Genomic DNA, 14,570 nt, shown 5'->3' on the forward strand with positions numbered 1-14,570 from the left:
CCTCCTTCTTTCATACTGAATGAAGTACTGTCGGATTACTTTTTGACGGTTTTCCGTTCGATCCGTTTTTCAAAAGACGGGGCCTGAATCAGGCGCTGCACATAAATGCTCGGGGTGTGGATTTGGTCAGAGTCCAGTTCCCCTGTTTCCACAATCTCCTCTACCTCCACGATGGTGATTTTGCCGGCCGCTGCCATCATCGGGTTGAAATTGCGCGCTGTCTTCCGGAAGACGAGATTTCCCATTTTGTCCGCTTTCCACGCCTTGATCAAAGCAAAGTCGCCAGTGATGCCGTATTCCAGCAAGTATTCCTTGCCGCCAAAGTCACGTATCTCTCTGCCTTCCGCTACGGGTGTGCCCACGCCAGCCGGCGTATAGAAGGCAGGGATGCCAGCACCGCCTGCACGGATGCGTTCAGCCAGCGTACCTTGCGGGGTAAGCTCAACCTCCAGCTCGCCCGACAGGAATTGGCGTTCGAATTCTTTGTTCTCTCCGACGTAGGAGGAAACCATTTTTTTGATTTGCTTTTCCTGGAGCAGAAGCCCCAATCCCCAATCGTCTACTCCACAGTTGTTGGAGACGACAGTCAAGCCCTTCACACCCTTGTCACGCAGTGCGATGATCAGGTTTTCGGGAATCCCGACCAGACCAAAACCGCCGACCAACAGGGTGGCTCCGTCGTGGATGTCAGCCACGATGTCCGCATAGGACGTGTAGATTTTTGCCATGAAGCTCACTCCCACCATATAAAATTTGAGCAATGACAGTCACTGCTGTCTTCCCGCATCAGGGAAAAAGGCAGGACTGCGAGGAAGGAAAAACGCCCAAAGGGTTCGTTCTCCGGAGCGGAGCGGACGTCTTTCACAAAACAGGCAACTGAAAGCGCTGTCAAAAAGCGGATGATCTCATGCGCAAAAGATGACTGGATTGGAGTTGTGTAAGGATTACCACTTTTTTATTATCATAACAGGAAGAGTTACAAACGAGTGACAGTTTTCTTACCTAGAAACTTTGGAAGTCAGGCAGAAACTAAAGAAAAATAAAAAGTGACAGAAAAGTGTTACAAATAAATTGATCTTTCTGTAAAATATATTTTGCCATTCTATGTTCATTTTTGGAAAAAAAGAGTTTTGAGCAGGAGCTGATGGAATGAAGAAATGGATAGGGCTCTCGCTGGCAGCTTTGCTCCTTTCTGGATGCGAGAGGCTGGATGAGAGTGTTCAGCAATTAAAACGAATGGAAGAAGTGGATACGGATATCAAAGTAAAGACGGTGAAAGCCTATACCGTTGAGTCCGGGGAAGAGGCGCTGAAGCAGGAAATTTCCGGTGTCGTCTCTCCCAAAAAGGAGCTTTCGCTCTCGTTTGGACGTTCGGGACAAATCTCGCAGATTTTGGTGCAAAAGGGGAGTGTGGTCAAGCAAGGCCAGGTATTGGCTGCGCTTGATGCGTCTGTCTTTCAGCAGGAGGTCTCGGCAGCGCAAGGGCAGGTTGCCAGTGCCAGCATTCGCCGTGACCAGACGCTGCAAGGTCCCCAGCAGCACGAGATGGAAACACAGCGGCTGCAGGTGGAAAAAGCCAGACAGAACGCGGAAAAGGCTTCGGCGGAGCATGCCCAGGCCCAGATTTTGTACAACAACGGGGCGATTTCCAAAGATGAGCTGGATCGCCAGGCGCTTGCCGACAAGCAGGCGGGTATTCAGTTGCAGGAACAGCAGATTCGCTACGACAAGCTGAAGCAGGGCGCGGACAAACTGGAAGTGGAAGCGGCCAATGCCGCAGTGCAGCAAGCCAATGTGCAGTTGACCCGTGCGCGTCAGGATGCTTCCGATGCAGTATTGAAAGCTCCTTTTTCCGGGGTCATCGCCGCCATCTCACAGACGGAGTCGGAGCAGACGGGGCCGGGCCGAGAGGTGTTCCGTCTGGTCGATACGTCGGGGTGGCTGGTCAATCTGCAGGTGGACAGCGGTCAGATCGGAAGCTGGCAGACGGGGAAAAAGGTAACGGTCAGGGCAGCGGACGGAACCGAAGCAGAGGGAGTTGTCACTTTTGTGGCTCCGGTTCTGGACCCGGCTACTGGCACCTATCCGGTGGAGGTTATGATTCAGGAACAGACGGATCACTGGCGCGGCGGGATGACTGTGACGTGCGTTTATGAGGTGAAGACAAACAACTCGCTGTTTGTACCGGTCTCAAGTGTCGGGATTGCCGAGGAATCGTACTACGTGATGAAAATCGTGGACAATACCTTGCGAAAAGAGCCTGTCACAGTCGGCAACCTGTATGGAACCTTTTACGAAGTCCTGGAAGGAGTAGAGCCGGGCGATGAGATCGTTTCCTCCGGCCTATCCTATGTGGTGGCTGGCGAGGTGGTGAAGGTAGCTGATGAATAATCGTACATTTGCCTCGACATGGCCCGTGCTTGCCAAGCTGTTGGCCGTGGTATGCATCTTGCTGACTCTGGGTGCTGCCCTTCGCATGGAAATCCGATTGTTTCCAGATCGCGTTTTGCCGGAGTATACCGTTCGTTTGAGCGCGCCGGGCATGAGTGCCGAAATGATAGACGAGCAGGTGGCCCGCCCCGTCGAGGAAGCGATCCGCGCGACAGGACTGGCTCCCAAAATATCGACTCGCTCCCAGGCTAGCTCCGCATCGATCACAATCAGGACAAAAGCAAAGCTGTTTGGGGATGACCGAGAGAAGCTCGAACAGAAACTGAAAGACGTGACGGCTTCTTTGCCTGTCAGCGACTGGAAGCTCATGCAGTCCAATCTCGCGGATGACCGGATTGGCTATTATCTGGTACACGGCGCCGATTTGCAGACCATCGCGGAGCTTGCCCGTGGTGACGTATCCGAAAAAGTCGGGGCGATTCCCGGCGTTTCCCGTGTGCTGATAGATGACTCCAGTGTCCGGGAAGAAATAGAGCTCATTTTTCGGCCCACGATGCTCCAGACGTACAGCCTGACTCCCGGTGATGTGCTTGGTCAACTCCAGGGAAAGGGTTCTCAGGAGCAGATGGGGACGATTGGGAAGGGAGTCGACCAGACTCACTTCCGCTGGGGCAATGAGTGGACGAGTCCACAGGAACTCGGCAACCAGCTGATTTCTACAGATAAAGGCTATGTGCCGTTGAAGCATTTAGCGGACATCCGCGATCTGCGGGGAAGCAAAGGGGAGACCGTGCAGGTCTATAAAGGGGCGCCAGCCGTGGGTATCACTGTCTACGCAGCAGAAGGCGTTCAAATACCCACTGTTCGTGCCCAGGTCCAGAAAGCGGTCGCGGAACTGAATCAGGCTTCAGCCGGCAGATACCAGATTGATCAGGTTGAGGACCATGCAGGGATTTTATCGGCCGCGCTTCGGGATACAAGCTGGATGGTGATCCTCCTCGCCGTTGTCGCCTCGTTGGCCGTAGGCATTACGCTCCGCAGCGCTACGGCAGGTGTTCTCTCCCTGTTAACGCTCCTCTTGGCCGTAGGGGCCTTGCTGGGCGGAATGTGGGTCGCTGCTATCCCGCTTACGCTTACGTCACTTGGACCGGTAGCGATGTTTGCTTTGCTGTTTGCGGGCGCAGGCGTTACCCTTTTTCTGCGTCTGGGGGAGGAAAGCACGCTCTCTCAGGAAGGCAGTCTGTTGATTGCCCGTGAGTTAACCAAGCCGATTTTGCTGGGGATCGTCATTCTATTTGCCGGCATGATGGGGATCATGTCTGCAGATTGGCTCAAAGCTTCTGACCTGTCCTTGCTGCAAGACGTGCTGCCTATATCCCTGATCGGCACAGTCGTAATGGCTGGTGTCTACGGGTTCATCGTCCCCGTTCTGACTGCCACGTGGATTCCTGAAGGCATGGCGCGTCCAGCCAATCGTGCGGCGGGCAAGTGGTCAAACTATCTGATCTCGCGCTGGGAGAACGCAGTCCGCAAAGGATTCTTGCCGTATGGCGTTGCCCTGACAGCCTCTTTGCTGGCGGTTGTTCTCCTCAACAAGTTTGTTATCGTGGAGGACTATAACAAAACAGATGCGGGACAGAAAACGCTGTCCCTGGCGATGGTCCAGGGCAGCAGTCTGGACCAGGCGATACAGGCAGCCAAGGTGGCAGAGGGGCGCTTGCTCGAATTGGCAGAAATTCGCGATGTCTATACGGTGGCATCCCGGGAAAATCTCACTTTTCACCTTCAGCTTGTGGAAAAGGATGAATGGACCCGAAGCCGTCTCGATTTAGAAAAAGAGCTGGAAAAAAGTCTGCGTGTCATTGCTTACACCGATCCTTTCGCTATGGTCGTCTCCGATGACCAGAAAACCCGGATGGAAATCACCGTAAAGGGTCCGTCTCTTCATACTGCCAGAGGGATTGCGGATGAGGTCGTTACCTTTATACGCGGATTGAGGTGGACTGATCGGGATGGCAACAGAATCATTTCGGACGAGCGCATCGGCTCCGGCAACACGGGGACGCACATTGCCATCAAGCCCAAACAGGAGATGCTGGCCCACTATCGGGTGTCAGAGGGGGAGATCAGACGTCAGTTGGAAGGCTACCTGGGGAAACAAGCCGCCGGAAGCATCTCCTGGAATAACACGAGGGTCCCGATCAATGCCCGTTTTCCGGAGAACTGGATGGAATACGCGGATCAGGTAAAGAACATCCTGATTCGGACACCGGCTGGTGCCGTCCGGCTGCAGGATTTGGCTGATTGGTCCATCGAGGATGAGCCGTCTGTGTATCAAAGGGTGGATGGCGATTATGTCATTCTGATAAGCAGTGCGGTTTCCGATCCAAGCTGGATAGAGGGGCTGGCTTTTTCGATACCGCTGAACGTTGAAGCGAGTATGCCTATACCGGAAGGATACCGCATCCTGAGTGCCACTCAGTTGGAAAAAGAAGAATTGGAGGAAACGAATAAAAAGGATACAGCGGGGCGGATGATTGCCGCAGCGGGCGTTGTGGCGACCGTTCTTGCGGCGGGCACCTTGCTATTGCGGAGGTTGCGCGACAGTCTTATTGCGCTGTCTCTGTTGCCCGTGCTCTCTGGCGGCGTCATGAGCGGATTATTATTGTTTGACCGCCCGCTCAATGTGATGGGCTTTTACGGCATCGCTGCCACCGCGGCACTTACGTTGCAGCAATCGCTGTTGTTCCTGGACAGATTGCATCGGACACAGGATGCGGGAGAAAACGTCCTGGACGACATCCGGTTGGCAGCGTCCAAAAGCGTACCTGTCCTCTTGATCATGTTTGGTGCTGTCTTGCTGGCCGCCCTGCCATTTGGTCTCGGCTGGGGAAGCGGTGATGATCTTCACGGGCCCCTCTTCGCTGCCTTGCTGATCGGAGTGCTTTTGGCCAGCTATGCTGTCCTCGTTCTGCTTCCGGCCATGTACAGCGGTTCGGAGTATCGCCGTCTGCACAGCCAGTCGTTGACCATGCCGATGCTCCGCAAACAGCTCCGGAGCTGGTGGGAAAATGAAAAGGTCCGTCGCATGGATCGCCTTCAGTTCAAAAGAGGGCGTGCAAGCAGGGAAGAAAAAACGGCTGGACAGCAAGGCGATCAACTGGACGCTGGACGTACGAAGCCGCTTTCTGAGGAAGACTTTTTACCTTTGACGAGTTCAGCGAAAGATGCCAACCTGTAAAGGGGGCATCTTTTTTTCTTGTGCGCCCAGCATGGGCGTCCATCTATAGGGTGAAAGTCCCGAACGGGGGCTGGCGAGCGCCTACCGTTAGCCAAGAGCAAGGGTGCCCATCGCGAGGTGGGATCTGAAGGAAGCTGGAGGCAAATGCTCGACCCAAGGTACACGAACCCAATTTGAGGCTAGGGCAGTCGGATGAGCCTGCAAGACAAGGCGAAGTCCTAAGCCGCCAAGGACTGCTCTAGTAAACTTGGGTGGGTATATGAGCAGAAAGATGGCGTTCTTACCTGGGGAGGCCTGTGTGTGGGCCATCTGACGATGGTAACCGGAGCCGTGAGGTTCCGCTGAACGCACAGGAGTCAGCAGACGCCGTAGTACACGAGTACGGGACGCCGGAAAGTGGAAGGGCCGAACGTCAACTCAAGGACGAACCAGAATCTTTCGAGACATTCGATGCGTAGAAAGCAGAATTCCGAAAGGAACTACTTCGGGAAAGTAGGGGTGAAGCCCCGAGGGCACCGAAGAGGGCAGAGCGTCGACCGGCAAGACCTGAATCTCGTCCTGCGAAGGGAGAAGTATCAAGTGGAATTGTTGGAGCAAATCCTGGAACGGAAGAATCTCTTGGAAGCCCTAAAGAAAGTGGAGTCCAACGGTGGGGCGGCAGGCATTGATGGGGTTTCAACCGAACACCTCCGAGCCTATATCGTCGAACATTGGGAAAAGATTCACCAGCAACTGCTGGACGGCACCTACAAGCCTGCTCCTGTCCGAAGGGTCGAAATCCCGAAACCCGATGGAGGAGTGAGACTACTAGGTATACCTACCGTGCTGGATCGAATGCTCCAACAAGCCATTCTTCAAGTATTGACACCGATCTTCGATCCGTGTTTCTCACCAAATAGCTTTGGCTTCCGACCGGGAAAACGAGGACACGATGGGGTGCGTCAAGCGCAAAGATATATCCGCGAAGGATACCGAATCGTAGTGGACATCGATCTGGAGAAATTCTTTGATCGTGTGAACCATGACATCCTCATGAGCCGTGTTGCGAGGAAGGTAAAGGACAAGAGGGTTCTGAAACTGATTCGCAAATACCTGAAGTCAGGCGTAATGGAAGGCGGGATTGTGAGCCACACAGAGGAAGGTACTCCACAAGGCGGCCCACTTAGCCCATTACTGTCCAACATTATACTGGATGACCTGGATAAGGAACTGGAGCGCAGAGGACTGCACTTCAGTCGTTTTGCAGATGACTGTAACATCTACGTGAAAACAAAACGTGCCGGAGAACGGGTAAAAGCTAGTATCGAGCGATACTTGGAGGGGAAATTAAAACTCAAGGTAAACAGGGAGAAAAGTGCAGTGGAGAGGCCATGGAAACGCAAGTTTCTAGGATTCAGCTTCACGGCGCAGAAAGAGGCGAGAATTCGTATCTCTCCGAAATCACTCAAGCGGGTCAAGGATAAGATTCGCGCGCTGACAAAACCAACATGGAGTATATCCATGGAGGAACGGATTCAGCGACTAAATCAATATCTGATGGGGTGGATAGGCTATTACGCACTGATTGAAACCCCATCGCCGCTTAGAGAGCTGGAGTCATGGGTAAGACGCCGACTGCGGCTCTGCCTGTGGCACCAATGGAAACGGGTTCGAACTCGTTACCGCGAACTTCGGAAACTGGGACTGACACATAGACAAGCCCTCGAAATTGCGTCTACGCGTAAAGGCGCATGGCGCACCTCGGAAACTCCTCACATACACAAAGTCCTTGGAAACGCCTTCTGGCAATCCCAAGGACTTAAGAGTTTAACCCAAAGATATTTCGAAATTCGTCAAGGTTGGCGAACCGCCTAGTGCGGAACCGCATGCTAGGTGGTGTGAGAGGTCGGGGGCTAGCCGCCCCCTCCTACTCGATTTTATCGGACTCTTACTAGCTTTTCCCCCGCAATCTGATTTTTGCTATGATTGAGAGAGGACAGAAAAAGATAGCGGAGCAAGGAGGAGCATGGTGGGAAGACTGAAACGGGTGGGCGAAATCATCCTGCTGATTGCGATCATAGCGGGCTTGTATATCTCGTCCTCGCAGCCATACTCACAGCAGGATTTACGGGGGCCGATTTCCCAATACGTCGACGAAAATGCGGTTTCCGAACAGTGGAAGGACTTTTCTTTTCGGTATGGAAAATCAGAGGTCAGTATCGACAACACCGGAGCAGCCGGAATGATCGAGTTTTTTCTGCGCAAAGGCACACATTTTACCGTATTTGCTCTGTTGACGGCAGCGTGGTACAGGGTGCTGCGACAAAGATTGACCGCACAATCCGCGTTGCCCTGGAGCGGGTTTCTCAGCTTGACCCTGGCTGTTTTGGATGAGTGGCATCAGACGTTTACCCCGGATCGCACCGGGCAGGTTGCCGATGTCGTACTCGACGGCACGGGCATAGTTACGATGCTGCTGGTAATCGCAGCAGGGATACGCTGGAAATCAAAAAAATCAAAGTGATAAAATAGGAACCCCTTATCCATCCTAAAATGAGTTCTATTTTGAGGGTTGTGAGAATACAAAGAAGGAGGTAGCAGGCTCGATTGAGTGAAAACGAGATCAGGAATGCGCCGATAGAACTTACCAAGAAAGAATAGGCTTTTCAGCCATCGATTAACTCTGCTATACTAATGTAATGAGGCTTCTGGTAGAGGTTCTCACCATTTTTGGGAAATAATAAAAGGAGTGCAAACTGAATGGCAGTACAAGTGGGAAGCATCATCGAGGGAAAAGTGACAGCGATTAAACCGTTTGGGATGTTCGTAGCAGTCAGCGAAACCGAGCAGGGGTTAGTCCACATTTCCCAAGTTGCGAACGGTTTTGTAAAGGATATCAACGAACACTTTTCCGTAGGGGATCAAGTCAAAGTAAAGGTCCTCTCCATTGATGATGCAGGCAAGATCTCGCTTTCTGTTCGCGCCGCACTACCTGCGCCGGAGCGTCCAGAACGTGAAGAGCGTCGTGGCGGTGGATATCGTGGAGGAGACCGCGGGGGCAACTCAAAAAGAGACAGCGGGGCTTCCTTCGAGGACAAATTGAAAAAATGGCTGAAGCACAGCGAAGAGAACCTCGCTACCATTAACAAAAAGAATGCAAAACGCGGCTACTAAGCCTTGCCATAATGCAACGTGAAAAGGACGGGATATTTCCCGTTCTTTTTCTTATGCTTCTCGGACCCATCCGCTTGAAATGTCCCGAAAGAAGGGCGATCAGCTGCCAACCATTCGGTCACTTTCCTCCCTGACAGGACAGACGTACCACAATCGTGATCAGGCAAGGAAAAGACCTTCCGCATAGGGAAGGTTTTTCCTTGCGATCCTAGCCAATCAAAGGAGCGTTTTCGGCCAGGATTCCTTCTACCGGATGGCCTTCCCGTCGCCAATATTCTATGCCGCCCAGCATCTCCTTGACACGATACCCGAGCGCCGCCAGCTTGGCTGCCCCTTTGGCCGCCCCGTTGCAGGCAGGGCTCCAGCAGTAGACGACAATGACTTTTGCCCGATCCAGAGTAGAAGTCGTGTCGGCGGAAATAGACGGATGGGGGAGAGAGACTGCGCCTGGAAGATGGCATTCCTGAAAAGCTTTTTCACTGCGCACATCGACCAACTGGAAGCCGTTCACCTCGTTTTGCAGGTCGTTCCAGACGTCGGAGACATCGGTTTCCACTGACAGCTTGGCGAGAAAGTGGCGCTCGGCCGTTTCGGGCGGAGCGGCAGAAATAGAGAGTACGTGAGACATGGGACATCCTCCTTGTCGCTTGGGATGATCGTAGCTTATCATGGAATTTGGTATTATTGTTATCTATACATTTGGATGAAAAGCATCACAAATTTCGATGGGAGGTCATGCAATGGAGCTGGTCTATCTGCAGACGTTTTGCGAAGTGGCCCGTTCAGGCAGCTTTACCCGCGCGGGGGAAGCGCTTGGATACGCCCAACCCAGTGTGACGGCGCAGATGCAGAAGCTGGAGCAGTCTTACGGGGCTCCGCTGTTTGAGCGGTTCGGCAGGAAGCTGAGGCTGACGCAAGCAGGGGAAGCCCTTTTGCCTTATGCCCTGGAGATGATTCGGCTCTATGGGGAATCTAAGGATGTCGTGGGTAGACAGTCGAGCGGGCCGCTCTCGATCGGCACGATCGATACGCTTGCAGCCTATTTCCTCCCAGGCCACATCCAAACGTTTCGGCAGTCGTTTCCCGGCGTGGAGCTCGTCCTGCAGACAGGGAACGAAGCAGGAATCATGCAGCAGCTCAAAGATGGCCTCCTCGACGCCGGATTCATCTTCGATCGGTTGTGCACCGATGCCGAGCTGATCGCACATGTGATTCGCGAGGAAGAACTGGTTGTCGTCACGCCCCCCGAACACCGCCTGAGCATAATGAAGACGGTTGCTGTCCATGATCTGGAGGGGGAGTCACTGATCGTGACGGAAGAAGGCTGTACGTATCGGGGCATGTTGGTGGACATGCTCAAGGATACCGGCACCGCGTACCGGATTGCCTGCCAGTTCAGCAACCCGGAGGCGATCAAGCAATGCGTACGCTGCGGTTTGGGCGTGGCCTTGCTTCCGCGAATGGCAGTCGGCAGGGAAGTGGCAGGAGGGATGTTGTCCGCAGTGCCGTTTGCGGGAACCAGGCAGCCGTTTTTCATCCAGCTCGTTCATCACAAAAAGAAATTGCTGTCGCGGCCTCTGCAGCATTTGATCGGGCAGGTCGCCAAAGCTGAAGGGGAGTGATCAGGTGAAAGCAATCAGCAATGATGTGGAGCCTTTTTTGGAGATGGTCGCAGAGCCGTCTGTGGAACCGGGTATCCGCCTGTACACAGTCAGCTACGAAAGCCAGGGCCTGCTGGTCAAAGCGGCGCTTGCCGTACCGGAAGCGATGGCCCAGGATGACCGCCTGCCTGCCCTGTTGTACTGCCGCGGGGGCATCAAGGGTGTAGGAAAAGTACGCCCGGAGCGGATCAGCCAAATGGCGGCGTTTGGCTATGTCGTGCTCGCTCCCCACTATCGCGGCAATGAAGGGGGCGAGGGCCGAGATGAATTTGGCGGCGCCGACCGCCATGATGTCTTTGCTGCCTACGAGCTGCTTCGTTCCCTTTCTTTTGTGGACAGAAGGCGAATCAGTGTCTACGGTTTTTCGCGAGGGGGGATCATGGCGCTGCTGGCTGCGATCGAATGTGAGGGCCTGCATTCAGCCGTCGTCTGGGGAGGCGTCAGCGATCTGTTTCTGACCTATGAAGAACGAGTGGATTTGCGGAGAATGCTCCGCCGCGTCGTCGGGCACCCGCGAAAACAGGAGGATGCGTACAAAGAGCGGTCTCCCGTGTTCCGCGCAGCAGAGGTGCGTTGCCCGGTACTGATCATTCACGGTAGCGAGGATGAAAATGTAGGAGTGGAACACGCGAGACGTCTTGCGGACGCCCTGCAGGCAGCCGGCAAGCCTTATGAGCTGTGGCTGGCCGAGGGAGCCAGCCACTTGTTCAAAGGGGCGGAGATGGAGAGATACACCAGACAGATGTTTGAGTGGCTGGATGCCGTCCACTCCGATCAGTGACGCTGTGGACGGAGGGGCAGTGTGATCACGATTTCGGTCCCTTCGCCAAGCTGGCTGAAGATCTGCATACTTCCGCCGTGGTTCTCTACCATCCGGCGGGAGATCGGCAAGCCCAGACCCGTTCCATCCTCTTTCAACGAGAAGAAAGGATCAAAGATTTTCACCAGATGCTCAGACGGGATACCGCTTCCGCTGTCGCGAACATGAATGCGTACCGATGAATCCACGACTTCGCTCTGAATCTGCAGCTCTCCCCCGTCTCCCATCGCCTCGATACTGTTTTTCATCAGGTTGAGCATGATTTGCTTGAGCTGCTCGACGTCTACTTCCAGCTTGGTGTTTTTATCTGAAAGATCGAGAATCTCGATTCCATGCAGGGCCGCTTCTCCCTTCATCAAGGGCAGAATCGAGTCGAGCACTTCTGAGAGCGAGGTTTCCCGGTAGTTGGGCTCGGAAGGCTTGGAGAGCATCAACAGCTCGGTCACAATCCGGTTGACCCGCTCGATCTCCACCAGAATCAAGGGGAGATAGTGGCGGTCCTTCTCTTCTTCTGGGAGCCGCTGCTCAAGCAACTGGATAAACCCGTAAATGACAGTCAGCGGATTTCGGATCTCGTGTGCCGCACCTGCTGCCAGTTGTCCGACCATCGCCAATTTTTCCGATTGGTGCAAATACTCCTGCACGCGCTCTTGCTCGGTGATATCGGAGAAAGCGACCATCCAGCCTGCTTCCTGATCGTACTGATTGCGCAGCGGTACATAGGATACGAGGGCGATAAAGCTGCTGCCATCCTCCCGATAGAGCGTGATTTTCCTGTTTTCAAACCACGGCGTTTGTTCCCCGGGACGGCCGACCCACAGATCAGGTTCTTTGGTGACCGGAAAGTTGCAGTCATCAAACCGGACCAACTCTTTGGCCTTTTGGTTAATGTGTACCCATTCAGAGTGAAAGTGACGGGTAATGACGCCGACAGGCAGAGAGTTCAGAATCTGCTCCCGCACATTTTTCTCTTCTTCCAGCACCAGTCGCTGTGCCTGATCCTGCTGAAAGAGCTGGGCAATGTTGGTCGACATTTTGTTGAATTCTACCGCCAGCTCATGAAATTCATCTTTTGTATTGTAGATAATCTGCTGTCCAAAGGTACCTTTCGAGACCTCGCGAACCTGAAGGATTAGCGACTGAATCGGCCGCAGCAGCTCTTTGCGGAAATAGAAGGTGCAAAAAAGCCCGAACAGGATCGAAGCGACGGAGACACTGTAGGTCAGGATCAACGAGACCTTCAGCGAGTCGTTGGTTCGCTGGAATTCCTTGTTGGTTTGGTATTCGAGCTGATTGAGCGAGTAATTCAAGTGACGTTCCAGTTGTTTGATGCGGGGCTGGACATCGTTTTCCAGCACATAGCTGACAGCCGTTACATTATTGGCCTGCAGCAACGGATTGATTTTGTTGAGAAAGATGAAATCAAGCTGACGGATCAATTCGATCACGGTCAACAATTCACTGTTTTCATCTGTATTGGGAATGTTGGAAAAACGACTCGTGTTGATCAGATTGGTATAGTACTGATCCAGAAAAGTAGCTTCCCGCGTCAAGGTGTACATATTCAGCGCAAAGGTTTTCAGGTAGAGCTGGTTTTTCACATCCAACAGGGCGCTGGCCTGCGGCAGTACGTTTTGCGTCAAGTGCATCTCATCGGCAGTTACCTTGGTCATCTGAAAGCTGAATAACGTGGTGACACAACCGATAAGCAGCATCATGACCAGATAGCTGAGCATGATTTTCTTCTGAAAGCCAAGGCTGCGAAACGGAGACATCATTTCTATCCTCCAAATATTTAACGATGGTTGATTAGACGGTTCAAATCCCGTGCTAAAGCTTCGCGCACTTCCTGTGGTACCATGGGGCCATAAGAACTCAGGCGGTTTACTCCTTCTTTTAGTCCGTAGGTCACGGTACCAGAAGGCAAGGACCCTGCAATAAATTCGGACAGGATCATTCGGTAGCATTGCTGCACGTCCTGAATCATGGACGCGAGAACGTGATTGGGTGCGATATAGCGCTGGTCGGCGATGTAGCCGATCGCATAGACATCCGCTCTCTGGGCTTCGGTAATGACCGGCAGATTCAGGCTGTCCCCCGTCGTGTACAACACGTCCACCCCTTTGGAGATGATTTCCTTCGCAGCCTCCGTGGCGCCTTTGATGTCATTGAAGTCTTGGACCTTTCCCACCAAGACCTCAATCTTTGGTGAAGTATCCTTGACCCCTTTGGTAAAACCGTTCAACTGATCGTATTCTGTGGGCTTGTCTGCGATAATGTAGCCGACCTTTCTTGAGCGGGACATATGTGCGGCCAACCGTCCTACGAGATATCCCGCAGGATACATGTCGTATCGTATGGTGGTCTGGTTGATATGAGGGGCTTCGCCATTAAAGGAGACAAATCGCGTCTCCGGGTAGTACGGAGCGATCTCGGAAAAGGGATGGGAGAAAATGACGCCGTGGCCAAAGATCAAGTCGTATCCGCTAGAGGCGAAATCCTTGGCAACACTGGTAATTTGGTTCGGATTAATATTGCTGGCCACTTCCAGTGAGAACCCGTATTTTTTTTGCAAATCCAGCAAGCTCTCCAAAGCGCTGCTGTTCCATCCCTGGTCATAGGTAGGCCCTTCCAGCATCAGAACGATGCGCAATTGACGCACGGGCATATCCGTTTCTTCCATCTGTTGCAGATGCTGCATGCTGGTAAGAAACTGGCTCGTATTCAAAACGAGCAGAGCGACGACGAGGCATGCAAACAAGACAGGAAACGGTTGGAGCTTGGGCATGACGGTCTCCTCTCGAACAACTTAGCGTAATTGAACAAATTTCTACAAAATAAGACAAAATCCTCCCTCCAAAAAAAGAGGAGGCCGATGTGACTACGGTGCAGGCTCTATTATAAAGCAGAAAGTCACAAAGGGAAAACGGCTGCCCTTGCATGCAGGTCACTCAAGTTTTCGACAACCGCCCAAGATGGCCAGAGAGCGTCCTGATTCGTCTGGAAAAAGAATGGGCGCACCAGAGTCGGGGCAAGATAACCCCGATGTCAAAATCAGGAGGTGGAACGGTGGAAAAAGATCTGATTGAAATTCCTCCCATCAATATCCCGGATGAGATCAGGCAGGTGGAGCTGCCCGAAATCGGGGAAACAACCCCTCACCCCAAACCGGATAGTCCTGCAGTCCACACGGAAAAGCCTGCTCCATCCATTGGCTTTCTCGAGGAATAGAGCCGGCCAAACAGCAAAAGCAGGCAAACTGTCGTTTCGACAAAATAACAGATATTCTCTCGTGGACAAGTTT

12 protein-coding genes are annotated in these 14,570 nt (G+C 53.1%); 8 read left to right on the plus strand and 4 right to left on the minus strand.

The window, feature by feature from the left end; translation table 11 throughout:
• Positions 1-35: 35 nt before the first annotated feature.
• Entirely contained in the window at positions 36-728 is a 693-nt protein-coding gene (locus NDK47_RS05095) for a CoA transferase subunit A (RefSeq protein WP_251873786.1), read from the minus strand.
• Positions 729-1,149: 421 nt separating this feature from the next.
• Here NDK47_RS05095 and NDK47_RS05100 point away from each other — a divergent pair, with 421 nt between their 5' ends.
• From NDK47_RS05100 to NDK47_RS05120, 5 genes are all read left to right on the plus strand, one after another.
• Positions 1,150-2,391 carry an efflux RND transporter periplasmic adaptor subunit gene (locus NDK47_RS05100; protein WP_251873787.1) on the plus strand — a complete coding sequence of 414 codons (1,242 nt, stop codon included), beginning with the start codon at positions 1,150-1,152 and terminating at the stop codon, positions 2,389-2,391.
• Positions 2,384-5,632, plus strand: a complete 3,249-nt coding sequence (locus NDK47_RS05105) for an efflux RND transporter permease subunit (protein WP_251873788.1) — start codon at positions 2,384-2,386, stop codon at positions 5,630-5,632. Before NDK47_RS05100 ends, NDK47_RS05105 begins: the two co-directional genes overlap by 8 nt.
• A 579-nt stretch (positions 5,633-6,211) precedes the next feature.
• A complete protein-coding gene (gene ltrA, locus NDK47_RS05110) occupies positions 6,212-7,486 on the plus strand; it encodes a group II intron reverse transcriptase/maturase (protein WP_251871740.1) in 1,275 nt (424 codons plus the stop codon).
• A gap of 151 nt (positions 7,487-7,637) precedes the next feature.
• Positions 7,638-8,135 carry a VanZ family protein gene (locus tag NDK47_RS05115; protein WP_251873789.1) on the plus strand — a complete coding sequence of 166 codons (498 nt, stop codon included), beginning with the start codon at positions 7,638-7,640 and terminating at the stop codon, positions 8,133-8,135.
• 236 nt (positions 8,136-8,371) lie between these two features.
• Positions 8,372-8,785, plus strand: a complete 414-nt coding sequence (locus tag NDK47_RS05120) for a S1 RNA-binding domain-containing protein (protein WP_251873790.1) — start codon at positions 8,372-8,374, stop codon at positions 8,783-8,785.
• A gap of 208 nt (positions 8,786-8,993) precedes the next feature.
• Here the strand turns inward: NDK47_RS05120 and NDK47_RS05125 are convergent, their stop codons facing one another.
• Entirely contained in the window at positions 8,994-9,413 is a 420-nt protein-coding gene (locus NDK47_RS05125; RefSeq protein ID WP_251873791.1) for a rhodanese-like domain-containing protein, read from the minus strand.
• A 112-nt stretch (positions 9,414-9,525) separates the two neighbouring features.
• Here NDK47_RS05125 and NDK47_RS05130 point away from each other — a divergent pair, with 112 nt between their 5' ends.
• Entirely contained in the window at positions 9,526-10,407 is an 882-nt protein-coding gene (locus NDK47_RS05130) for a LysR family transcriptional regulator (RefSeq protein WP_251873792.1), read from the plus strand.
• Between the two features lie 43 nt (positions 10,408-10,450).
• Complete coding sequence (locus tag NDK47_RS05135) at positions 10,451-11,227, plus strand: alpha/beta hydrolase family protein (protein ID WP_251875997.1); 777 nt, start codon at positions 10,451-10,453, stop codon at positions 11,225-11,227.
• On the opposite strand, the gene NDK47_RS05140 is transcribed toward NDK47_RS05135, so the two are convergent.
• Positions 11,221-13,041 (minus strand): sensor histidine kinase, encoded by a 1,821-nt coding sequence (locus NDK47_RS05140; RefSeq protein WP_251875999.1) that lies wholly within the window; start codon positions 13,039-13,041, stop codon positions 11,221-11,223. The two genes, NDK47_RS05135 and NDK47_RS05140, sit on opposite strands and share 7 nt — an antisense overlap.
• 20 nt (positions 13,042-13,061) lie before the next feature.
• Entirely contained in the window at positions 13,062-14,054 is a 993-nt protein-coding gene (locus tag NDK47_RS05145; RefSeq protein WP_251873793.1) for a BMP family ABC transporter substrate-binding protein, read from the minus strand.
• A 281-nt stretch (positions 14,055-14,335) separates the two neighbouring features.
• Between NDK47_RS05145 and NDK47_RS05150 the strand changes: the two genes are divergently transcribed.
• Entirely contained in the window at positions 14,336-14,497 is a 162-nt protein-coding gene (locus NDK47_RS05150; RefSeq protein WP_251873794.1) for a hypothetical protein, read from the plus strand.
• Positions 14,498-14,570: the final 73 nt, after the last annotated feature.

The organism is Brevibacillus ruminantium (assembly GCF_023746555.1).
Lineage (GTDB): Bacteria > Bacillota > Bacilli > Brevibacillales > Brevibacillaceae > Brevibacillus > Brevibacillus ruminantium.

Excerpts from the sequence above, each read along its gene's own strand:
- NDK47_RS05095 (WP_251873786.1), bottom strand. The coding sequence starts at position 728 with ATGGCAAAAATCTACACGTCCTATGCGGACATCGTGGCTGACATCCAC.
- NDK47_RS05100 (WP_251873787.1), top strand. The coding sequence starts at position 1,150 with ATGAAGAAATGGATAGGGCTCTCGCTGGCAGCTTTGCTCCTTTCTGGA.
- NDK47_RS05105 (WP_251873788.1), top strand. The coding sequence starts at position 2,384 with ATGAATAATCGTACATTTGCCTCGACATGGCCCGTGCTTGCCAAGCTG.
- NDK47_RS05115 (WP_251873789.1), top strand. The coding sequence starts at position 7,638 with ATGGTGGGAAGACTGAAACGGGTGGGCGAAATCATCCTGCTGATTGCG.
- NDK47_RS05120 (WP_251873790.1), top strand. The coding sequence starts at position 8,372 with ATGGCAGTACAAGTGGGAAGCATCATCGAGGGAAAAGTGACAGCGATT.
- NDK47_RS05125 (WP_251873791.1), bottom strand. The coding sequence starts at position 9,413 with ATGTCTCACGTACTCTCTATTTCTGCCGCTCCGCCCGAAACGGCCGAG.
- NDK47_RS05130 (WP_251873792.1), top strand. The coding sequence starts at position 9,526 with ATGGAGCTGGTCTATCTGCAGACGTTTTGCGAAGTGGCCCGTTCAGGC.
- NDK47_RS05135 (WP_251875997.1), top strand. The coding sequence starts at position 10,451 with ATGGTCGCAGAGCCGTCTGTGGAACCGGGTATCCGCCTGTACACAGTC.
- NDK47_RS05140 (WP_251875999.1), bottom strand. The coding sequence starts at position 13,041 with ATGTCTCCGTTTCGCAGCCTTGGCTTTCAGAAGAAAATCATGCTCAGC.
- NDK47_RS05145 (WP_251873793.1), bottom strand. The coding sequence starts at position 14,054 with ATGCCCAAGCTCCAACCGTTTCCTGTCTTGTTTGCATGCCTCGTCGTC.